The sequence below is a fragment of the Paraburkholderia sp. A1RI_3L genome (genome assembly GCF_048957895.1).
Taxonomy (GTDB): Bacteria; Pseudomonadota; Gammaproteobacteria; order Burkholderiales; family Burkholderiaceae; genus Paraburkholderia; species Paraburkholderia kururiensis.
The window spans coordinates 1140397-1162665 of record NZ_JARCHA010000001.1; the positions used below are offsets into that span (position 1 = coordinate 1140397).

The 22269-nt window shown below is 65.8% G+C and carries 20 protein-coding genes; 17 read left to right on the top strand and 3 right to left on the bottom strand.

Annotation, left to right across the window (positions count from 1 at the left end):
• Positions 1–31 precede the first annotated feature (31 nt).
• A complete protein-coding gene (locus PXJ20_RS05320) occupies positions 32–607 on the top strand; it encodes a YceI family protein (protein WP_017772865.1) in 576 nt (191 codons plus the stop codon).
• A 51-nt stretch (positions 608–658) separates the two neighbouring features.
• Complete coding sequence (locus tag PXJ20_RS05325; protein WP_199541645.1) at positions 659–1234, top strand: YceI family protein; 576 nt, start codon at positions 659–661, stop codon at positions 1232–1234.
• A gap of 179 nt (positions 1235–1413) precedes the next feature.
• On the opposite strand, the gene PXJ20_RS05330 is transcribed toward PXJ20_RS05325, so the two are convergent.
• Positions 1414–2130, bottom strand: coding sequence for a GntR family transcriptional regulator (locus tag PXJ20_RS05330; protein WP_017772867.1), 717 nt, complete (start codon positions 2128–2130; stop codon positions 1414–1416).
• Positions 2131–2353: 223 nt separating this feature from the next.
• Between PXJ20_RS05330 and PXJ20_RS05335 the strand changes: the two genes are divergently transcribed.
• From PXJ20_RS05335 to PXJ20_RS05365, 7 genes are all read left to right on the top strand, one after another.
• Complete coding sequence (locus PXJ20_RS05335) at positions 2354–3574, top strand: pyridoxal-phosphate-dependent aminotransferase family protein (RefSeq protein WP_421030334.1); 1221 nt, start codon at positions 2354–2356, stop codon at positions 3572–3574.
• 10 nt (positions 3575–3584) lie between these two features.
• Positions 3585–4397, top strand: coding sequence for a 2-keto-4-pentenoate hydratase (locus tag PXJ20_RS05340; RefSeq protein ID WP_421030335.1), 813 nt, complete (start codon positions 3585–3587; stop codon positions 4395–4397).
• A complete protein-coding gene (locus PXJ20_RS05345) occupies positions 4394–7483 on the top strand; it encodes an FAD-binding and (Fe-S)-binding domain-containing protein (RefSeq protein ID WP_421030336.1) in 3090 nt (1029 codons plus the stop codon). Before PXJ20_RS05340 ends, PXJ20_RS05345 begins: the two co-directional genes overlap by 4 nt.
• A 98-nt stretch (positions 7484–7581) precedes the next feature.
• Complete coding sequence (locus tag PXJ20_RS05350; protein ID WP_017772871.1) at positions 7582–8865, top strand: MFS transporter; 1284 nt, start codon at positions 7582–7584, stop codon at positions 8863–8865.
• 40 nt (positions 8866–8905) lie between these two features.
• Complete coding sequence (locus PXJ20_RS05355; RefSeq protein ID WP_421030337.1) at positions 8906–9688, top strand: enoyl-CoA hydratase/isomerase family protein; 783 nt, start codon at positions 8906–8908, stop codon at positions 9686–9688.
• A 56-nt stretch (positions 9689–9744) separates the two neighbouring features.
• Positions 9745–11004 carry a CaiB/BaiF CoA transferase family protein gene (locus PXJ20_RS05360; protein WP_421030338.1) on the top strand — a complete coding sequence of 420 codons (1260 nt, stop codon included), beginning with the start codon at positions 9745–9747 and terminating at the stop codon, positions 11002–11004.
• A gap of 196 nt (positions 11005–11200) precedes the next feature.
• Positions 11201–11803, top strand: a complete 603-nt coding sequence (locus PXJ20_RS05365) for a thioesterase family protein (RefSeq protein WP_421030339.1) — start codon at positions 11201–11203, stop codon at positions 11801–11803.
• Positions 11804–11857: 54 nt separating this feature from the next.
• Here PXJ20_RS05365 and PXJ20_RS05370 read toward each other — a convergent pair whose 3' ends face one another.
• A complete protein-coding gene (locus PXJ20_RS05370) occupies positions 11858–12211 on the bottom strand; it encodes a hypothetical protein (RefSeq protein ID WP_421057410.1) in 354 nt (117 codons plus the stop codon).
• Positions 12212–12628: 417 nt separating this feature from the next.
• On the opposite strand from PXJ20_RS05370, the gene PXJ20_RS05375 reads away from it, so the two are divergent.
• The 5 genes from PXJ20_RS05375 to PXJ20_RS05395 are packed head-to-tail and all read left to right on the top strand — an operon-like array spanning position 12629 to position 17956.
• Positions 12629–13345, top strand: coding sequence for an acyltransferase (locus PXJ20_RS05375; protein WP_233411565.1), 717 nt, complete (start codon positions 12629–12631; stop codon positions 13343–13345).
• Entirely contained in the window at positions 13332–14162 is an 831-nt protein-coding gene (locus PXJ20_RS05380) for a hypothetical protein (RefSeq protein ID WP_421030341.1), read from the top strand. The genes PXJ20_RS05375 and PXJ20_RS05380 overlap by 14 nt, the downstream gene beginning before the upstream one ends.
• A complete protein-coding gene (locus PXJ20_RS05385; protein WP_421030342.1) occupies positions 14159–15322 on the top strand; it encodes a glycosyltransferase in 1164 nt (387 codons plus the stop codon). Before PXJ20_RS05380 ends, PXJ20_RS05385 begins: the two co-directional genes overlap by 4 nt.
• A 16-nt stretch (positions 15323–15338) precedes the next feature.
• The gene (locus PXJ20_RS05390; RefSeq protein ID WP_421030343.1) at positions 15339–16460 is read left to right on the top strand and encodes a glycosyltransferase family 4 protein; all 1122 of its coding nucleotides are present in this window, start codon (positions 15339–15341) and stop codon (positions 16458–16460) included.
• On the top strand, positions 16457–17956 hold the full coding sequence (locus PXJ20_RS05395) for a lipopolysaccharide biosynthesis protein (RefSeq protein ID WP_421030344.1): 1500 nt from the start codon (positions 16457–16459) through the stop codon (positions 17954–17956). The genes PXJ20_RS05390 and PXJ20_RS05395 overlap by 4 nt, the downstream gene beginning before the upstream one ends.
• Before the next feature lie 95 nt (positions 17957–18051).
• Here PXJ20_RS05395 and PXJ20_RS05400 read toward each other — a convergent pair whose 3' ends face one another.
• On the bottom strand, positions 18052–19341 hold the full coding sequence (locus PXJ20_RS05400; protein ID WP_421030345.1) for a DUF1972 domain-containing protein: 1290 nt from the start codon (positions 19339–19341) through the stop codon (positions 18052–18054).
• 396 nt (positions 19342–19737) lie between these two features.
• On the opposite strand from PXJ20_RS05400, the gene rfbB reads away from it, so the two are divergent.
• The 3 genes from rfbB to rfbC are packed head-to-tail and all read left to right on the top strand — an operon-like array spanning position 19738 to position 22259.
• Positions 19738–20799 (top strand): dTDP-glucose 4,6-dehydratase, encoded by a 1062-nt coding sequence (gene rfbB / locus PXJ20_RS05405; RefSeq protein ID WP_421030346.1) that lies wholly within the window; start codon positions 19738–19740, stop codon positions 20797–20799.
• Between the two features lie 3 nt (positions 20800–20802).
• Complete coding sequence (gene rfbA, locus PXJ20_RS05410; RefSeq protein WP_421030347.1) at positions 20803–21714, top strand: glucose-1-phosphate thymidylyltransferase RfbA; 912 nt, start codon at positions 20803–20805, stop codon at positions 21712–21714.
• Positions 21711–22259, top strand: a complete 549-nt coding sequence (gene rfbC, locus PXJ20_RS05415; RefSeq protein ID WP_421030348.1) for a dTDP-4-dehydrorhamnose 3,5-epimerase — start codon at positions 21711–21713, stop codon at positions 22257–22259. Before rfbA ends, rfbC begins: the two co-directional genes overlap by 4 nt.
• Positions 22260–22269: the final 10 nt, after the last annotated feature.

A 22269-nucleotide genomic window follows, 5' to 3' on the forward strand; every position in this document is an offset into this window, starting at 1 on the left:
CACCACACAACATTCACCGCACTCACCCGACATGAACCGACGTCTCGTTTCGCTTTGCGCGCTCGCCGCATCCGCCGCCTTCGTGGCGGGCGCCGCCGCGCTTTCGCTTCCCGCGCTCGCCGCTACCGATGCCTCGAAGACCAGCGTCAGCGCCGTTTTCAAGCAGATGAACGTGCCCGTGGAAGGCAAGTTCAACCGCATCAACGCGGCCATCCGCTTCGACCCGGCGAACGCCGCCGCGGGCAGCGCGAAGATCGACATCGACGTGGCGAGCTTCGATCTCGGCTCGCCCGAATACAACAAGGAAGTGGCGGGCAAGGAATGGTTCGACGCCGCTGCCTGGCCCCACGCTACCTTCGTTTCCACGCAGATCAAGCCGGCGGCCAATGGCGCCTACAGCGTGGCCGGCAAGCTCACCATCAAGGGCAAGACCACCGACGTCGTGGTGCCCGTGCAATTTCGCAAGGACGGCGCGAACGAGGTGTTCGACGGCACGCTGCCCATCAAGCGCCTGGCCTACGGCATTGGCGACGGCGAATGGAAAGACACCTCCGTCGTGGCCGACGACGTGCAGATCAAGTTTCACATCGTCAGCGCGGGCAAGTGACGCGCTCGATCTTTTGTCTCAACCGTTTTCCGCAAACCAGGAAGTGAACACATGAAGACCCGCCTTTCGCTCATCGCCGCACTCGCCGCCGTTCTCTCCGCACCGGCGTTCGCGACCACCTACAACCTCGATCCGACCCACACGTACCCGAGCTTCGAAACCGACCACTTCGGCGGCGTTTCGGTGTGGCGCGGCAAGTTCACGAAGTCGAGCGGCACGGTGGTGCTGGACCGCGCAGCGAAGACCGGTACCGTGGACGTGACCATCGACGCATCGTCCATCGACACCGGCAACGGCGCGCTCGACAAGCACGTGCGCTCGGCCGAAATGCTCGACGTCGAGAAGTACCCGACGGCGGTCTACAAGGGCACGTCGATCCGCTTCGACGGCGACAAGCCCGTGGAAGTGATCGGCACCTTCACGCTGCATGGCGTGACCAAGCCGCTGAACCTGAAGATCGATTCGTTCAAGTGCTTCACGAACCCGATGCTCAAGCGCGAAGTGTGCGGCGCGGACGCCACGGCCCAGTTCGACCGTGCCGACTTCGGCGTGAACTACGGCCAGGCCTATGGCTTCAAGATGGCCACCACGCTGCAGATCCAGGTGGAAGGCGTGAAGGCTGACTGAGGCTGGCTTAGCTCGACCGAATGCGGCGTTAGCGCGGTTGCTTGCGCGCCGCATCGGTCAACAGACGCAGGCAGTGAAAAGCCCGTGTCCTCTTTCGAGGCACACGGGCTTTTTTCATTCCCTGCGGACTTTCTCGTCAACCTCAACTGCCCTGACGCACCCCCTTACGGGGCACCCTCTTACGCCCCACTGACCGCCTGCTGCTGCGCATCCTGGAGCAGCACCGCGTCGCGCTTGTCGAGCAGATGCTGGCGCAGGATCGTGGCGAGCCGCTTGCCATCGCGTGATTCGAGCGCCTTGATCATCTCTTCGTGATCGTGCACGGCGTGGTCCCACTTCGACGCCGAGAAGTTCGAGCGAAACCGCAGCGCCTGCAAACGCCGGTTGATCGAAAGCCACGTCTGTCGGAGTGCCGAATTGCGCGCAGCCTCGTTGATGCGGTCGTGAATCTGCATGTTGCGGCTGTAGTAGCCGGGCAGGTCGTTCTGTGCGTGGCAGGCCAGCATTTCGTAGTGCAGCGCCTTGATCTGCGCGAGTTCCGCAGGCGTGATGCGCTCGCAGGCCAGTTCGCCCGAGAACGCTTCGAGCCCGCTCATCAGTTCGAACATCTCGCGAATCTCGGCGGCCGACATGCGCGACACCGACGCGCCGCGATTCGGCGAAATATCGATCAGCCCTTCCGCTGCCAGCACCTTCAGTGCCTCGCGCAGCGGCGTGCGCGAGATGCCCAGCATTTCGCAGAGTTCGCGTTCGTTGAGCTTCACGCCGGGCGCGAGCCGCCCCTCCACGATGAAGTTGCGCAAGTGCTCCACCACCGTGTCGTGCAGACGCAGCCGCTCGACGCGCGGCAAGGTGGGCGTGAAAGAGGCGTCGTCGGCAATATCTGTATTTCGCATGCAATTTCCCGTCATCGAATCGCGTCAGCCGGCGGCTTGGCCAGACGCGAGCGGTATTTTACCAACGCGGACCGGATGTTCGGATTCTAGTGCCAGACAAGGCGTGACGCGGCCTCTGCGAGGCTAAGGGTTTGTCCTGGCCGCTGTGATGCACATTGCGCCTTCCCAGAGACCTATTCGTGCTCTAAAGTATTTTGCATGCAAAATTCAAAAAGGACGCGCAATGCTTGAACTGGACTTTCATCCCGCCGGCCGTCACTTCCTGCAGATTCCCGGGCCCAGCCCCGTGCCCGACCGGATTCTGCGCGCGATGAGCTATCCCACTATCGACCATCGCGGCCCGGAGTTCGGCGCGCTCGGCCTGCGGGTGCTGTCCGGCATCAAGAAGGTGTTTCAGACCGCGCAGCCCGTCGTGATCTATCCGGCCTCGGGCACCGGCGCCTGGGAGGCCGCGCTGTGCAACACGCTGAGTCCCGGCGACACGGTGCTGATGTACGAGACCGGCCACTTCGCCACGCTCTGGAAGAAGATGGCTGAGAGCCTCGGTCTGAAGCCCGAGTTTCTCGGGCTGCCCGGCGTGGAAGGCTGGCGGCGCGGCGTGCAGGCGCCCATGATCGAAGCGCGGTTGCGCGAAGACACGCAGCACGCCATCAAGGCCGTGTGCGTGGTGCACAACGAGACCTCGACGGGCGTGACCTCGGACATCGCCGCGGTGCGCCGCGCCATCGACGCCGCGGGCCACCCCGCGCTGCTGATGGTCGACACGATCTCGGGCCTCGCCTCCGCCGACTATCGCCATGACGAATGGGGCGTGGACGTGACCGTGTCCGGTTCGCAGAAGGGCTTGATGCTGCCGCCCGGCATCAGCTTCAACGCGGTGTCGCAAAAGGCGCTGGAAGCGAGCCGCCACGCCAAGCTGCCGCGCGCGTTCTGGGGCTGGACCGAGATCATCGAGATGAATCGCACCGGCTACTGGCCCTACACGCCGAACACGAACCTGCTCTACGGCCTTGCCGAAGCGCTCGACATGATCTTCAGCGAGGGGCTCGACAACGTCTTCGCACGTCACCAGCGCCTCGCCGAAGCGTGCCGCCAGGCGGTGCGCGCGTGGGGCCTCGAAATTCAATGTGCCGACCCGGCTGTCTACTCGCCGGTGCTCACGGGCGTCGTGATGCCCGAGGGCGTAGATGCCGACGCCGTGCGCAAGCTGATCTACGAGCGCTTCGACATGTCGTTGGGCACGGGGCTCGGCAAGGTGAAGGGGCGCATGTTCCGCATCGGCCACCTGGGCGACTGCAACGACCTCACGCTGATGGCCACGCTCGCCGGCTGCGAGATGGGGCTGAAGCTGGGCGGCGTGAAGCTTGCGGGCAGCGGCGTGCAGGCGGCCATGGAATATCTCGGCACGCACGCGCCGGCGCGTGCGCTGCGCGTAGCCGCGTGAGGGCCGCGCGATGAATCGTCCCGAAACCCTCGACTTCGCAGCGGCCGGCAGCAGCCCCGCTCGTACCGCTGCACGCGCCCAGTGGCTTGCCGATGCGCGCGCCGATCACTCACCCATCGTGCGCGTGCCCGACGAACTCGCGCCTGCCACCGCCGAGGACGCCTTCGACACCCAGCACGAGACGCTGCGCCGCCTGAAGTACGGCATCGGCGGCTGGAAGGTGGGCGCGAAGTCGCCCGACGCACCCGCGCAAGGCGCGCCGTTGCCCGACGCGTTGCTCTACGCGAGCCCCGCGCGTTTGCACTTCGACGCGCACGCGCCGTTCGCGCTCGAACTCGAGATCGCGTTTCGTCTTGGCCGCACGTTTGAAGCGAGCAGCACGCCCTATGCCGCGCAAGACGTGATGTCGTCCATCGAATCGATGTGCGCGACCATCGAAGTGGTGACGAGCCGCTTCGCCGCGTGGCCCGACGTGGACCGCCTGTGGCAGCTTGCCGATCTGCTCAATCACGGCGCGCTGATTGCGGGCGCGCCCGTGCCGTATCGCGACGACTTCCCGTTCGCCGCGCCGTCGCTGCGCTTCACCTATAACGGCGCGAGCGTGTTCGGTTCTGAGCCGGCGAACCCGGCGGGCGATCCGCGGCGGCTGCTCACGTGGGTCGTGAATCACAGCACCGGTCGCGGCATCGCGGTCGCAGCGGGCGCGGTCATCACTACCGGCAGTTTCATCGGCATGTGGAGCGCACGCGAGCCGGGCGTTGCCGTGGGCGAGATCGAAGGGCTGCCGCCCGTGCAGGTGCAGTTCGACGGAGCCGCCCGATGACATCGGCGCCGCGCAGCGCAACGCTCGTGCGGCCGGTGCGGCTCATGCCGTCGCACCCTGGCGGCACGGCAGGCGGTGCGATGGCGCCCACGCCGCTCGCGGTCCAGTTGGGCAATGCGCTGCGCGGCGACGTGTTGTTCGACCGTGCCTCGCGCGGCCGCTATGCCACGGACGCCTCGATCTACCAGATCACGCCCGTCGGCGTAGCGGTGCCGCGCGACGAAGACGACCTGCTCACAGCATTGCAGATTGCCCGCGAAAACCATGTGCCCGTGCTCGCGCGCGGCGCGGGCACGAGCCAGTGCGGTCAGACCGTGGGCGAAGCGCTCGTGATCGATACGTCGAAGTGGCTCAACCGCGTGAAGCACTTCGATGCTGAAGCGCTGACGGTGACGGTCGAGCCCGGCATGGTGCTCGATCATCTGAACGCGTGGTTGAAGCCGCACGGGCTCTGGTTTCCCGTGGACGTCTCCACAGGTGCGCAATGCACGCTAGGCGGCATGGCCGGCAACAACTCGTGCGGGTCGCGTTCCATCCAGTACGGCAACATGGTCCACAACGTGGCCGCCATCGATGCCGTGCTCGCCGACGGCACGCTCGCACGCTTCGGCCCGCTTGCGCAGATGGAAGCGGCGGCCTCTCGCGTGCGCGCCATCGTGGACGGTCTGCGCAACATCGCTTCACGCGAGCGCGACGAGATCGTGGCGCGCGTGCCCAAGGTGCTGCGCCGCGTGGCGGGCTACAACCTCGACGTGTTCGACTGCCAGAACCCGATGCCCTACAGCGCGGACGGCGAGCCGAATCTGGCGCACGTGCTGGTGGGCTCCGAAGGCACGCTCGCGTTCAGCCGCGAACTCGCGCTGAAGCTCGCGCCGCTGCCCGCGCACAAGGTGCTCGGTGTCGTGAGCTTTCCCACCTTTTACCAGGCGATGGACCTCACCCAGCACATCGTGCGGCTCGGTCCCTCGGCGGTGGAGCTGGTCGATCGCATCATGATCGATCTCTCGCTCGGCAACCCGGCTTTTAGGCCCGTGATCGAAGCCGCGCTCGTGGGGCGTCCGCAAGCGGTGTTGCTGGTCGAATTCGCGGGCAGCGAGCAGGCGCCGTTACTGCGCCTGCTGGAAGATCTTGTCGCGCTGATGGGCGACCTCGGCCTGCCGGGCTCGGTCGTACGCATGACCGATGCGGGTCCGCAGAAAGCGCTGTGGGACGTCCGCAAGGCCGGGCTCAACATCATGATGAGCATGAAGGGCGACGGCAAACCGGTGTCTTTCATCGAAGACTGCGCGGTGCCGCTCGACCATCTCGCGCAGTACACGAGCCGCCTGACCGAGGTGTTCCATCGGCACGGCACGGAAGGCACGTGGTACGCGCACGCGAGCGTGGGCACCTTGCACGTGCGACCCATTCTCGACATGCGCCGCGACGGCGCCGCGAAGATGCGCGCCATTGCCGAAGAAGCGGCGGCGCTTGTGCGCGAGTACAAGGGTGCCTATTCGGGCGAGCACGGCGACGGCCTGTGCCGCGGCGAATGGATCTCGTGGCAGTACGGACCGCAGCTGACGCGCGCATTCGGCGAAGTCAAAGCGCTGTTCGATCCCGACAACCTGTTCAGCCCGGACCGCATCGTTGCGCCGCCGAAGATGGACGACGCGCGTCACTTCCGCTTTGCACCGGGCTACGCAGAAACACCGTTCGAACCGAAGCTCGACTGGTCGGCGTGGAACGTGACGCGCGACCCCCTCACGGGCGCCGAAGGCATGCCGGGCAGCGGCGGCGACCGCACACACGGACTCGCGAAGGCCGTGGAGATGTGCAACAACAACGGCCACTGCCGCAAGTTCGACGCGGGCACGATGTGCCCAAGCTATCGCGTGACGCGCGACGAGCAGCACGTCACGCGCGGTCGCGCGAATACGTTGCGGCTGGCGTTGAGCGGGCAGGTAGGGGAGGCGGGCCTCGCAAGCGCCGAGGTGCGCGAGGCGCTCGATCTCTGCGTGTCCTGCAAGGGCTGCAAGCGCGACTGCCCAACGGGCGTCGATATGGCGAAGGTGAAGATCGAGGCGCGCGCGGCCTGGTATGCGCGGCATCCCATGCGCTGGCGCGATCGGCTCGTCGCGTTTCTGCCGCGCTATGCGGCGCTCGCCGGCGGGTTTGCGCCGGTGACGGCGTTCGTCACGCGTTCGTCGGCGGCGCGCGCGCTGCTGGCACGCTTCGGCATTGCGCCCGAGCGCAGCCTGCCGCGTTTCACGAAGAGCTTCCTTGCGAGCGTGCGAGGCGAGCGTCGCGGGCAGGAGACCACTGCCGGTGCAGGCAGGTCAGCCACGCGCGAAGTCCTGCTCTTCGTCGATACCTTCAACAACCACATGGAGCCCGAGAACGCGCGCGCGGCGCGGCGCGTGCTCGAAGCGGCCGGCTACACCGTGCACGTCGATCCGTTCCCGGCCCAGGGTGCCGCGGCGCGCAGCGAGCGCCCGTTGTGCTGCGGCCGCACGTTCCTCGCCGCGGGACTCGTGGACGAAGCGAAGGCCGAAGCGCGCCGCACGCTGGATGCGCTGCGGCCGTTCGTCGAGCGCGGCGTGCCCATCGTCGGGCTGGAACCGTCGTGTCTTTTCACACTGCGCGACGAGTTCCTCGCGTATGGTTTCGGCGACGTGGCACAGCGGCTCGCGCAGTCCGCGCTGCTGTTCGAAGAATTTCTCGTGCGCGAGCGCGAGGCCGGCCGCATGCAGTTGCCGCTGAAGACGCCTCATGGCATGAAGCGCGCGCTGCTGCACGGCCATTGCCACCAGAAGGCGTTCGGGGCGTTTGCGCCTTCGCGCACGGTGCTCGGCTGGATTCCCGGCATCGACGTGGCCGTGATCGAATCGTCGTGCTGCGGCATGGCCGGCAGCTTCGGTTACGAGGCCGAGCATTACGAGGTGTCGATGGCGATGGCCGAACTCTCGCTGCTGCCCGCCGTTCGCGCGGCGGAGCCGGGCACCGTGATCGTGGCGGACGGTACGAGCTGCCGCCACCAGATTGCCGATGGGGCCGGCGCGAAGGCGCGCCACGTGGCCCACATTCTCGAGGAGGCATTGATGTAGCAAAACGGGCAGTCATTCCAACCACACCTGACCACGCACGGCGCGCTACCTCGATGCAGCGCTAGAGCGCAGCCGGCACCGGAGATAAGGAGACAGCGATGTTCCGTCGAGTCACGACGCGCGTTCTGCTGCTGTTGTGTGCGATGTACCTCATCACCTACGTTGACCGCGTCAACGTGAGCACGGCGGCGAGCCAGTTCGGCGCCGAGCTTGGCCTGACCCATACGCAGGTCGGCTTTGTCTTTTCCGCGTTCGCGTATCCGTATCTCGTATTCCAGATCATCGGCGGGTGGCTGGGCGACCGCTTCGGGCCGCGCCGCACGCTCGCCGTGTGCGCCATCATCTGGGCCGGCGCCACCGTGCTCACGGGCCTCGCGGGCGGCTTCGTGTCGCTCGTGATCGCGCGGCTGCTGCTGGGTCTGGGCGAAGGCGCCACGTTCCCCACCGCCACGCGCGCCATGTCGAACTGGACCACGCCCGAGCGGCGCGGCTTCGCGCAGGGCATCACGCACGCGGCCTCGCGCATCGGCAACGCGGTGGCGCCGCCGCTCATCACGTGGCTCATGCTCGCCACGTCGTGGCGCGGCTCGTTCGTGGTGACGGGCGTGATCAGCTTCCTGTGGGCGCTCGTGTGGATCTGGTATTTCCGCGACGACCCGCGCGAGCATCCGCGCATCAGTAACGCCGAGAGCGACCGCCTGCCCGCCTACAGCGGCTTCAAGGAACGCAAGCCGGTGCCCTGGCGCGCGCTGGTGGGCCGCATGGCGCCCGTCACCCTCGTGTACTTCTGCTACGGCTGGGTGCTGTGGCTCTTCCTCGGCTGGATTCCGCAGTACTTCCTGCACAACTATCACCTGCAATTGAGCAAGTCGGCGCTCTTCGCGTCGGGCGTGTTCTTCGCGGGCGTGCTGGGCGACTGGCTGGGCGGCGAAGTGACCGACAAGATTCTCAAGCGCACCGGTCGCCCGCGTCTTGCGCGCAGCGCGATGGTGGCCATCTGCATGTTCGCGACGCTGCTCTCGCTCATGCCCATCATGCTGGTGCCGAACATGTCGATCACGCTCGCGGCGGTGTGCCTGAGCCTCGGCTTCTTCTTCAACGAAATGACCATCGGACCGATGTGGGCCGTGCCGATGGACATCGCGCCGAAGCACGCCGGCACCGCGAGCGGCGTGATGAACACGGGCTCGGCGCTCGCCGCGATCATCAGCCCCGTGGTGGGCGGCTGGATGATCGACGTGACGGGCAACTGGAACCTGCCGTTCATCGCGTCGATGGCGTTGATGGCAGCGGGCATCGTGCTCTCCATCGCGATGCGGCCGGACCGCCGGCTCGAAGAGCAGGCCGACGAAGCGATCAAGCCGGCAGCCGGGCTCGTCTGATTGCCGGCAGCCTGGTGGCATAGCGGCATAGGGAGACGCCATGAACGAAGCAGGCATTGTGGTTGAGCGTGACGGTTTCATCGCGACCGTCACGATCAACCGGCCGCACAAGTTGAACGCGATGACGAAGACGCTGTGGCGCGAGCTGGGCGAAACTATCGACGCGTTGTCCGCCGAAGACAGCCTGCGCTGCATCGTGCTGCGCGGCGCGGGCGAGAAGGCGTTTTCGCCGGGCAACGACATCGGCGAATTCGCTACGGACCGCGCAAACGTGGAGCAGGCGCGTGAGTACGGCGCGCTGATGCATCGCACGCTCGACGCGTTCGGGCGCTGCCGCCATCCGCTCGTCGCGATGATTCACGGCATCTGCGTGGGCGGCGGCCTCGAGATTGCGTCGATGTGCGACCTGCGCATCTGCGGCGAGTCGAGCCGCTTCGGTGTGCCCATCAAGAACCTCGGGCTCGTGATGGCGCACGCCGAACTCGCGGGGCTCGTGAAGCTGGCGGGGCCGGCCGTGGCGCTCGAAATTCTGCTGGAAGGGCGCATTTTCGGCGCGCAGGAGGCCCTGCAAAAAGGACTCGTCACGCGCGTGGTTGCGGATGCCGAAGTCACTGGCGAAGCCTGGGCGTGCGCCACGCGCATCGCCGAAGGCGCGCCGCTCGTCGCGCGCTGGCACAAGCAGTTCGTGCGGCGCGTGATGAACCCGGCGCCGCTCACTGCCGCCGAGCGCGACGAAGGCTTCGCGTGCTTCGGCACCGAAGACTTTCGCATCGGCTACCAGGCGTTTCTCGCGAAGACGAAGCCGGCATTTGAAGGCAAATGAGGCAAATGAGGCAAACGAGGTAGATGCCGGAAACGAGGCAAACGAGGGGACACGAGATGGCACAAAAAGCAGGCCCGCTGGCCGGCATGCGCGTGATCGAACTCGCGCACATCATGTCGGGCCCCGTGTGCGGCATGATGCTTGCCGACATGGGCGCGGACGTCATCAAGGTGGAGAAGGTGCCGGGCGGCGATGACTCGCGCCGCTTCGCGCCCATCATGGCGCACGGCGAGTCGGCGTCGTTCATGATCGTCAACCGCAACAAGCGCGGCATCGCGCTGAACCTGAAAACCGCGGGCGGGCGCGAGGTGCTGCAACGGCTGCTGGCGAGCGCGGACGTGGTGACCGAGAACTATCGCAAGGGCACCATGGAGAAGCTCGGCATGGGCTACGACGTGCTCAAGGCGATGAACCCCGGGCTCATCTACTGCGCGATCTCGGGTTACGGACGCAGCGGGCCGCTGGCCGACAAGGCCGGCTTCGACCTTATCGCGCAGGGCATGAGCGGCCTCATGAGCATGACGGGCGAGCCGGGCCAGGCGCCCATCAAGGCAGGCTCGCCCGTTACCGACATCAACGCGGGCATTCTCGCCGCGCTCGGCATCTGCGCCGCGTATGCCGAGAAGCAGCGCACGGGCCGCGGCCAGATGGTGGATACATCGCTCTTCGAAGCAGGCCTGCAGCAGATGTACTGGGCCTTCGCCAACTACTTCGCCGACGGCACCGTGCTGCCCAAGATGGGCTCGGCCAACCCCACCAGCGCGCCGTATCAGGCGTTTCGTACGCTGGATGGCTGGATCAACGTGGGCGCCGCGAACCAGAGCAATTACGAGCGTCTGGTGAACGTGCTCGGCATGCCGGAACTGGCAAGCGACGCGCGCTTCAGCACCAACGCGGCGCGCATGGCCAATCGCGCGGCGCTCGTGGAAGTCCTGGGCGTGCGGCTCGCGCAGAAGACCACGGACGAATGGCTCGTCGCATTCGACGCTATCGGCTTGCCGTGCGGACCGGTGCTCGACGTGCCGCAGGTCGCCACGCATGAGCAGACGCTTGCGCGCGCAATGGTGGTGGAGTCTGACCATCCGCTTGCGGGGCGCACGCGTGGCATCGGTTTGCCGATCCACTTTTCGGCAGGGGACGAGGCGGATGGCGCCACGCCGGAACACGAGCCGATGCCGCGCTCGCGGCCCGCGCCGCTCTATGGCGAACATACGCGTGCAGTGCTGCGCGAATATGGATTCGATAACGAGCGTATCGATGCGCTCGTTGCCGAGGGCGCCGTGCTCGCGCACGATGCGCAGCGGGCGGCGGCTTGAATCGCGCTCGCGCTGTGCCCTCGAATCCGTAGCGGAAATTCGGCTATTGGGGGCAGAGGCCCCGCACGCAGGGTGCCGCCTCGCCGTGCTCAGGCGAGAGGAGGTGCTCTAGGTCTATCCCGCCGCCTGAGCGCGTGCTGCGCGCGCAGGCCGACTACCATGCAGACTCTCGCGCATCGTCCGGTGCGCGCTTTCCTTGTTACCGATCGAATCGGCCATTGCGATGAGTCTGCTGCTGCGTCTTCTCACAACCTTGTTGTTCTCGGCACGTCGGGGCCCACTGAACGTGCTGGATACCTGCGTCACGCCGTTTCGCGTGTGGCTCAACGACCTCGATGTGCTGCGTCACATGACGAACAGCCGTTACTTCGCGATTCTGGACCTCGCGCGCGTGGACCTGATGATCCGCAGCGGGCTTTTCAAGCGGCTCAACGCACGGGGCTGGTATCCGGTGGTCACGCTCGAAACGCTGCGCTTTCATCGCTCGCTCGAACTGGGCGAACGCTACGAAGTGGCGACGCGTGTGATCGGCTGGGACGAGAAAAACATCTTCCTCGAACAAGGTTTCGTGCGCGACGGCGCACAGGTTGCGCTCGGCGTTGTGCGTGCGCGCTTTCTCAAGCGCAGCGGCGGGACCGTATCCACCGCGGAGCTGATGGAGCTGGCCGGTATCACGCAGCCGTCGCCGCCCTTGCCGGAATGGGTCCGGCAATGGAGCGCGGCGGAGGGCGGGATGGCGGTGAACCAGGCGGCGGCGCGCGAAGACGAGGAGATTGACACAGCGTTCAAGGACGTCTGATCCCGATTTCCGATACCACGGGATGCCTGGCGCAACGTCTTCGCACGTTCGCCTTTACGACGGAAACGCGCGCTCCACCGCTCCCAGCGCACGGCGAATCAACTGATGCTCGACAGGACCGAGCGATTCCGTATGAAGCCGCTGCAACTCGCGCAAAACGATTGCCACTCTACGGGCGAGGTCTACTGATGTCCCGGGAAGAGGCCATACGTGCATGAGGTAAGCGAGCGGCACCACATGCCGGGTCTCGCACCAGCGGTCGAACAGCGCGGCGCAGCAGTCCTCGATTTCGGCGAGCACCATAGCGTTGTCGTGGGAAAGCTGTTCTGTTGCGGCCGGCAGCGCAACGCGTCTGTTGGGCTCGTGCAGGAATCGCGTTGCGCGCTTGAACGGATAGATTTCCGACATGACTGGAACCGAAAGGTGACGCAGAGTGGACGACGCGCTCGCCACCCCGCGATGGCCGCCGATCGATGATCGGCGCGCAACGTGGCGTCTTGCCGGGACATTCATCGCGCATCGTAAATTTTTTCCGCTGGCGAGAGCGCGACCTGGCCGATTGAAACCATACCTCGGCGGTTTCTCGCCAACGTCGCCGCCACTCGACCCCGCGTCGTCGCGCAACGACTCGCTGCGTGACGCTATCCGCCAACATCGTGGCGCGATCGGCCAGCCCTATATGGCTAGTGAAGCGCATGCTTATGATGTGCCGCAATCGATGCAGGAAGCTGCGCAATGGCGGGCACACAGACCGTGTTCGTTGTCGCCTTGAACCTGCGTATTCATTGAACGGCTCGGCAGCGGCGAGCCATTGCGGGTACTGGCATGTTGAGTGCGTTGGTCAATCAGGCGTTGCGGCGCATTCGTCCAGGCAAGGCGCTCGCGCCCGATCTGGGGGCGCTGGACGTGCTTCTCTTTCTCGCGGAGCAGTGCGCGAATCTGATGCGCGGCACGGCGCTTTCGTTGCGTTCGCGCCGGCCTGTACCGTGCTTCGTCGGTCGACGCGTCAGATTGCGATTCGCACGCAAGGTCGAGATCGGACGGTACGCGGTCATTGGCGACGGCGCCATTCTGAGCGGACTGGGGCGCGACGGATTGCGCATCGGTGCACGCGCGAATATCGGCGCTTATACGCGGCTCGTGGTGGGCACCGATCTGCAGCGGCCCGGCGCTCACATCGTGATTGGCGAAGGCTGCGGCATCGGCGAGTTTTCGAGTGTGGGCGGCTCGGGCGGCGTCACCATCGGTCGCAACACGATCATCGGGCAATACTTCAGCGCGCACCCGGAAAACCACAATTTCGCGGACCTGACGCGGCCCATTCGCGAACAGGGCACGACGCGCAAGCCGATCGCCATCGGCGAGGACTGCTGGTTCGGCGCACGCGTGACCGTGCTGGGCGGCGTCACGATCGGCCGGGGTTGCGTGGTTGCCGCGGGCGCGGTGGTGACGCGCGACGTGCCGCCCTACTCGATCGTGGCAGGCATTCCCGCGCGCGTGGTCGGCAGCAGGCAGGGAGCAGAAGCCCATGCATGCGCTTGATCTCATCGTCGTACTGTATCGGCGCGATCCTGAGGCATCCGAAACACTCGCCACACTCAGCCGGATCGACTTCGCGAAGCTGGGCATCGACATCGAAGTCCATATCTGGGACAACGCGCGCGAGCAACCGGCGCCGCCCGATCCGGGCTTCCTGCCTTTTCCGTGGCGCTATTGGTCGTCGCCGGAAAACGAGTCACTCGCGAAGATCTACAACATGCTGGTCCGGCAGTCGAATCGCCCGTACGTCGTCATCTTCGATCAGGATTCGAGCGTCGATGCCGCGTTCTTTCGCGAGCTGACGGCGAGCATCGACACGGGCAACGCCGAAGTCTTCACGCCGCGCATCCGGCACGGCGATACGACGATCAGCCCGGGCTGCCTCAAGTGGATCAAGGGGGCTGCGCTCGCGCGGGTACGCGACCGCGCGCTTTTGCCGGCCAACTTCACCGCGATGATGAGCGGCATGTGCATCAGCCGCGCGCTGCTCACGCGCCTCGGGCCGCGACCATTCGACGAGCGGCTGCGGCTTTACGGCGTGGATACGCGCTTTTGCCGCGACATTGCGCGCCTCGGCTCGCGCGCGTGGCTCACCGGCGCGCATCTCGAGCACGACTCCGCATTGCGCAGCACGACGGACCCCGCCGCGGCATTGCAGCGTCAGATCTGGCTCTGGCAATCGTGGGTTCACGTCTTCGACCGCAATCTGATGGAGAAACTCGCGATTCGCTGCTACGTGGTGTGGAAGGCGTGGCGCGTGTCGGCTGGCGCCCATGCGCGTGGCCGATTCTTCCAGGTCGTTGCGGAGGTGTTTCGTTGAAGAAGCCGCTAGCCATCGTCATGGTGCACCAGGGCGCGGAGCTGTACGGTTCCGACCGCAGCTTTCTTTCCGCACTGCGTGCACTGCGCGAGCAGCATCCCGATGCCTCCATCGACGTCGTGCTGCCCGAACCCGGGCCTATCGTCGATCACGTCGCGCGATACGCGAGCCGGATTCAGTACGACGAGAACGGTGTGTTGCGCAAGAAGAAGCTCAAGGCGCGACCGCTGGGTACGCTGGCGAACATGGCACGCGCGTGGCGACGCTATTGCCGCCTGTTCGAACGCTACGACGTTTGCTATGTGAACACCGTGGTGTGCGTCGCTGCGATTGCGGCCCTGCGTGGGCGGCGCGCCGGGTGCTACGTGCACGTGCGCGAAATACCTTCGCGTGTGGCGCTGCGCGTGTTCAGAGCGTTGTTGCGTTTCTCGCGCGCTGCGTTGATCTACAACTCGAACGCGACGGCAGCGGCGTTTCGTATGCCCGGCACGGTGATCCACAACGGCGTCGAAGTAGCGGGCAACATTGCGCCCGTGCCGGTGCGTGGTGCGCGGCCGCTGCGGCTTGCCATCATCGGACGCATCAATCCGTGGAAGGGGCAGCAATTCGTGCTGGATGCGCTGCGCACATTGGGCCGTGCCTTGCCGCTGGAGCTGCGCATCGTCGGCGACGTGTTTCCCGGATACGAGGCGGTGCTTGGCCAGTTGCGCGACACCGCGCACGCGTGCGCGCAGAGCGTCGAGATACACGGCTTCACGGATGACCCTGCGGAGCACTACGCATGGGCCGATTACGCGCTGGTGCCGTCGGTGTTGCCGGAGCCGTTCGGGCGTGTGGCGATAGAAAGCTTCGCAAGCGGCCGCCCCGTGATTGCAGCGGCCACGGGCGGCCTTACGGAGATCGTGACGCACGGCGTGACCGGCTTTCTGTTCGAACCGAACGACGCGCAGAACTTGCTGCACGTACTCAAGCATGCACTCGCACTTCCGGACGACGACTACGTGCGGCTCGCGAACGCGGCCCGAGCGTGCTACGTGAACGGATTCACGGTGGAGACCTATATGCGCGCCATTGCGCAGACAGTACAGGCGCCCCACGCCACGGCAGCAGATGCATCCATCCCGCACGACGCCGTCGCGCTTCAGCGCGAATCCCGCTGACGAAACGGCGCTCGTCATGAAAATCACCTTCGTTCTGCCGCGTCTCATGCCACGCCCCACAGGCGGCGGCAAGATCGTCTATCAATATGCCAACGCGCTCGCCGAAGCCGGACACGAGGTCGAGGTTCTGCATCCGCGCACGCTGTTTCTGTGGCGCTTCCGGCACACGCCGGCCGCACGGCTGCGTTCGCTCGCGGCTGACTGCGCGAAGCTGATGGGCGTGGGCCGGGCCATGGCCGGGCAGGGACACCGCGCCTGCGTGCCGTGGATGAAGATGCATCCCCGCGTGAAGATTAGCGTCGTGCCCGCGCTGTATCCGCGTTACGTACCGCAGGCGGACGTGATCGTGGCGACGCTATGGCGTACCGCCGAATACGTGGAGCGTCTGCCGGCACGTAGCGGAGAGAAGTTCTATTTCATTCAGCATCACGAAACGTGGGCCGGCCCTGAGGCGCGCGTCAATCGCACTTTGCAATCGCGCATGAAGAAGATCGTGATCTCAGGATGGCTGAAAGACCTTGTGCACGAGCTGTCCGGCGATACGGCCTGGCAGGTGCCCAATCCCGTCGATCACGCGGAGTTCTTCCTCACGTCTGCGCCCGCTCAGCGCGCCCGCACGGTGAGCATGCTGTACTCGCCGCACGCGTGGAAGGGTGCGGCGGAAGGCGTGGCCGCACTCGAACTGGCGAAGGCGTCGTTTCCCGATCTGCAAGCGGTGCTCTTCGGCACAGCCCCACGGCCGGACTTCCTGCCCGCGTGGATCGCGTATGTCCAGGATCCCGCGAGGCAGGTGTTGCGCGAGACCGTCTACAACGCGTCGTCCATCTATCTGTGCCCCAGCTGGAGCGAAGGCTGGGGGCTCCCGGCGCTGGAGGCCATGGCGTGCGGATGCGCCGTGGTCACCGCGGACAACGGCGGCACACGCGACTTCGTGATAGACGGGCAGAACGGTATCGTCGTGCCGCCGAAGTCGGCACAACCGCTCGCCGACGCGCTCGTTGCGCTGCTGGGCGACGATGCGCGGCGCACGGCCTACGCCGACCGTTCGGTGCGCCTTGCTCAACAGTTCACGCTGCAGGCCTCGGTGGAACGACTCGTCGATGCACTCTCGCAACGTTCGCCGGCGGTTGCGTCATGAGGGTGGGCGGGCAGGGGGGCGTGGGGCGGTTGCGCAAGACGTGGTCGACGTACGTGCCCTACGCGCTCGGAATAGGCAGCAACGCGGGACTCAACATCGTGCTGCTCTCCCTGCTGACGCGCCGTCTTGAACCCACGCTTTATGGGGGCTACACGGTTGCAATCACGGTGATCGTGCTCGCGAGTTCCGTGGCGGGACAGTGGCTGCAGCAGGCCACGGGACGCTACCTCGCAGGCGCGAGCCGGCGCGCGGCCAGCTACGCGAAGGCGGCCGTGCTGCGCGGCGGCGGCGCGATTTTCCTGGGGCTTGCCGCGCTGTACGTGCTCGCGCGCGTAGCGCAGTGGTTTGATGTTCCGGACGGCGCGCTGTGGCCCCTCTGCGTCATCGCGATCGCCGCGCAAACGCTCTTCACGCTTGTCGGCACCGCATTGCAGTCGGAGCAGCGCGCGTGGCCCTACGCAATCCAGCAGGCGGGCGCGAGTGCGTTGAAGATCGTGTTTTCGCTGCTCGTGTGTGGGATTGCGCCGAACGACGTCGGTGCGCTGCTGCTCGCCGTGGCCGCCGCGCAATGCCTGGGCGCCGCGTTCGGTGCGTTGCGGGCGGGCCTCTTCGCCCGCGACGTGCGTGACAAGCTGCTTTCGCGCCGCACGCGCATGGTCTTTCACAAGCTGCGCGTCTACGGTGGCGCGATGACGCTGTGGTTCATCTTCATGAACCTCGCCATGTATTGCGACCGGCTGCTCGTTCGCGCACTCGCCGGGCCGGAAATGGCGGGCCTGTACGGTGCGGCGTCGACGCTCGTGGTGGGCTCGGTGAATCTCGTGATGGCGCCGATTCTTGCCGCCGCCTGGCCGCAGTTGATGGGCGCGTGGAACGCCAGGAACGGGCAGGCGGCAGCGCGCCAACTGGGCGACCTGCTCACGTGGCTGTTGTGCGCGGGTACGGTTCTCGTTGCGCTCGTCGATGCTGTGGCCGTGCCGGCCACGCGCCTCTTTCTCGGCGACAAATTCGGCGCGGCGGCGACGCTTCTGCCGTTGCTGGTCGCTTCGTCGTTCTGCTTTTCGCTCGGGCCGTTCTTTCACAAGCCGCTCGAATTCAAGGAACGCAAGGCGGTGATGTGCACGGTTGCGGCGCTCGCATTGCTGTTGAACGGCGTGCTGAGTCTCGTGCTGACGCCACGCTTCGGTGGCATTGGCGCGGGGTGCGCGGCACTCACGGCGGGCGCTTCGTATTGCGCGGTGAGCGGGTTCGTCGGGCGCAGCATCGTGCCGTGGCGCATCCGCTTCGACTTGCTGGCCGCACTCGCGAGCGTGGCGGTGCTCGCAGCTTTGGCGACGCACCAACTAGCCTGGTTGTGGCGCGATGCCGGCAAGTTCTGGGCGCTGGTCGCGGCGAGCGGGATCTTTGCTGCGCTGTTTGCTTTTGCAGTAGCGGCTGTCTGGACTGCGAGCAGAGCGCGCCGCAGGTTCTATGGCAGCGCGCTCAAGGGCCGGTAATACGGTTCATGGTTCGTTCGGCTTGAGCACTGCCGCGTGTCTTGCGGCGATGTTCGCGGCGGTACGCGTGGAAAGCGCCCGCCGCGAATCCGCGCTCACTCGACTTGCGTGCCCGCGTGCTCGGCGTTCAACGCCACAGCACGATCTGCTTTCGAACGTTCCGCGCGTACGCGGGCATCGAGCGCTGCGGCCGGTTGTGCCGCAACCGCAGCGGCAGCCGTAACCGGCGAGACACGCGGCACGACCGCGACGTGCTGCCGGTCGGTTCGAGCATGACGGTCCAGTAGCGCCTCGTACTGCGCGAGCACGCTGTCCCAGCGAAACGCGCTGCGAAAGCGCTGCGCACTCGCAAGGCCCATGGCGCTCGCCGTGGCCGGGTCGCCGATCAATGCGGAGATGTGCATGTCGCAATCGGCTTCCGTGGCGAAGAAGCGTGCGTCCGGGCCGGCTACCCAGCGATTGAAGACGTTGTCGTGCGCAATGACCGCGCAGCCGGCGCCCAGCGCCTCCACGAGCGAGGGATTGGTGCCGCCCACACGATGACCGTGCAGATAGAAGTTGGCGTGGTAGCGCAGCGCGCGTACGACGTGCTGGTCATAGATGGCGCCGGGAAACATGACTTCGTCGCTGGCGGCGTCGAGCACCGCGCGCTGATACGGATGTGTCGCATCGTACTTGCCCAGCACGACGAGGCGTGCGCCGCGCGGTCTGCGCGAAAACGCCGTGACGATCTCCAGCACCGAGTTCTCCGGTTCGGGCCGCGCGATGACGAGTCCGTAGCGAACGTCCTCGAGGTCGAACGCTCTCAGCGGTACCGCGCTCATGCTCTCGATGGGGTCCGCACCGTAGGGGATGGTCGTGATCTTGCGGCGCTTCACGCGCGTGGCCAGATGCGCGGCGATGGCGGGGTGGTCGGCGATCAGATGGTTGCCGGCCCAGCATCCCACGCGCTCGTTGAGCCACAGCCACAGGCGCTCGTGCAGCTTCCACTTTTCGCGCCGCCATTCGAGGCCGTCCATGTTGATGATGTTCGTGATGCCTCGCCATCGCAGGTACGTGCAGAACACGGCCGTGTTGTAGCCGAGCGTGAGCACGAGGCCGGGGTCGCGTCCCGCCACGTCGCGAATGGATTTCCAGTCGAACTCCATGGTGCCGAGGGCACCGGCACGCGTCACCGGCACGATGATGCGGCGCACGCCTTGCCACGTGTCTTCGCCGATGTCTTCGTTGATCGCGCCTTCAGCCGCATCGCTCTGGCAATAGACCGTGACCTCCCAGCCGCGTTGTGTCAGGTAGAGCGCAAGGCGCTCTGCGAACGTCTCGAAGCCGCCGTGGCGCGCGGGAATGCCGCGCGTGCCGAGAATGAAAAGCTGTCTGACTGCCATGTCGTCGAACCCCGTCGTTATGCATGTGGCGATGCTGCGGTGAATGAGTTGCCTCGTGCAAAAGCGTATGCGAACAGAAATGGCAGATTCGGCCACCGTCTTCATCGATTCGGACAAACTGGGTGGATACCTCTTGCGGCAGCCGTGTGTCGCGCGAAGCCTTGATTGAAGGGCCGCTCGCGGGCCTGCGTGAAGAGCGGCGCGTTGCCGGATGATGTCGGAACGCGCCAACCATATGGCCGAATCCGATCAATCGGGAACCCTAACATAGCGATCCTCTGGCCTATGTTTTTCGTGCAGTGCGGCATCGCGGATCGGGGCATTCGTGTGCAGCCTGACAGCAAAGACACTGGGTAACACGCCAGTGCGGCAATCCCCCACACCCGAGGGCACGACATGATTCTTGTGACCGGTGGCGCCGGCTTTATCGGAGCCAACTTCGTCATCGACTGGCTGGCGCGTCACGACGAGCCTGTCGTCAACGTCGACAAGCTGACGTATGCGGGCAATTACGAAACGCTGCGGCAAGTGAGCGACGATCCGCGCCACGTCTTCGTGCACGCCGATATCACCGACCGCGCGGCGCTCGACGCGCTGATGCAAACGCATCGTCCGCGTGCGGTGCTGCATTTCGCGGCGGAAAGCCACGTGGACCGCTCCATCCACCAGCCGGGCGACTTCGTTTCCACGAACGTGGTGGGCACCGCGACGCTGCTCGAAGCAGCGCGCGCGTATTGGGATGGCCTTTCCGGCGCGCAGCGTGAAGCCTTCCGCTTCCTGCACGTCTCGACCGACGAGGTCTACGGTTCGCTCGGCCCGCACGATCCCGCGTTCAGCGAAACCACGCCGTATGCGCCGAACAGTCCCTACGCGGCGTCGAAGGCCGGCTCCGACCATCTGGTGCGCGCCTGGCACCACACCTACGGCATGCCGACTCTCACGACGAATTGTTCGAACAACTACGGGCCGTACCAGTTTCCCGAGAAGCTCATCCCGCTGATGATCCAGCGCGCCTTGCGCGGCGAGCCGTTGCCGGTGTACGGCGATGGCCTCAACGTGCGCGACTGGCTCTATGTGGGCGACCATTGCGACGCGATCCGCACCGTGCTCGCGCGCGGCACGCCGGGGCAGACGTACAACGTGGGCGGCTGCAACGAGCAGACGAACGTCGATGTCGTGCACCGCATCTGCGCGCTGCTGGACGCGGCGAAACCGCGTGCGGCGGGCAGCTATCGCGAGCAGATCGCCTATGTCACCGACCGCAAGGGTCACGACCGCCGCTACGCGGTGGATGCGACGAAGCTCGCACGCGAACTCGGCTGGCGGCCGCAGCAGACCTTCGCGAGCGGACTCGCGCGCACGGTGCAGTGGTACGTGGACAACGAAGCGTGGGTCGAGGCGGTGCTTTCGGGCGAATACCGGCGCGCGTACTTTTCCAATCCATTGGTGCAGGTATAAGCCATGATCTCGACACGTATCTCGACGCATATCTCGACACGTAAGGGCATCGTCCTCGCGGGCGGCTCCGGCACCCGGCTCTATCCGATCACGCAGGTCATCTCGAAACAGATGCTGCCCGTGTACGACAAGCCGATGATCTACTACTCGCTCTCCACGCTCATGATGGCGGGCATCAACGACATTCTGCTGATCTCCACGCCCGCCGACACGCCGCGCTTTTCGGCGATGCTCGGCGACGGGCATCAGTGGGGCGTGAGCATCCGTTACGCGGTGCAGCCGTCGCCGGACGGGCTCGCGCAGGCGTTCGTGATTGGGCGCGACTTCATCGACAACCGGCCCTCTGCGCTGATACTGGGCGACAACATTTTCTACGGCGCCGATCTAGGCACGCATCTGCGCGCCGCCGACAGGCGCGATGCCGGCGCCACGGTGTTCGGGTACCACGTTCACGACCCACAGCGTTATGGCGTGGTGGAATTCGATGCGGCCGGCCGCGTGCTCTCGATCGAGGAAAAGCCCGCCAAGCCGCGCTCGAACTACGCGGTCACGGGGCTTTACTTCTACGACCGCGACGTGTGCGATATCGCAGCAAGCATCGAACCGTCGGCGCGCGGCGAACTGGAGATCACCGACGTCAACCGCTGTTACCTCGCGCGCGGCGACCTGCGGCTCGAGACGTTGAGCCGCGGCTTTGCGTGGTTCGACACGGGCACGCATCAATCGCTGATCGACGCGGGCATGTTCATTGCCACGGTGCAGCAGCGCCAGGCGCTGCTCGTGTCGAGCCCCGAGGAAATCGCGTTCCGGCAGGGCTGGATCGACGCGGAACAATTGAATCGCCTCGCCGAACCGTTGCGCAAGACCGCTTACGGCCATTACCTCACTTCGCTGCTGGGCGCTGTTGCCTCATGACCATCACCGTGCGGCCAACGGCCATTCCCGAGGTGAAGCTGCTGGAGCCTGCTGCATTCGGTGACGCGCGCGGTCTTTTCTTCGAGAGCTTCAATCTGCGCGCATTCGAGGACAAGGTGGCAGCTGGATTCCACTTCGTTCAGGACAACCACTCGGTTTCGTCGCGCAACGTGCTGCGTGGTCTGCACTACCAGGTGGTGCGTCCGCAGGGCAAGCTCGTGCGCGTCGTAGCGGGCGAAGTGTTCGACGTGGCAGTCGATCTGCGTCGCACGTCGCCCACCTTCGGACAATGGACAGGCGCGCGGCTTTCTGCCGAAAACCGCCTGCAACTGTGGATTCCGCCCGGATTCGCCCACGGCTTCGCGGTACTTTCCGAGCGCGCGGAGTTTCTCTACAAGACCACGGACTTCTGGTACCCCGAGCACGAACGCACGCTGCTGTGGAACGACCCGGCGCTCGGCATCGACTGGGGCCTCGATGGCGATCCGCTGGTGGCCGCGAAGGACGCGGCGGGCGCAACGCTCGCAAACGCAGAAGTCTATTGATCGGCGGCGG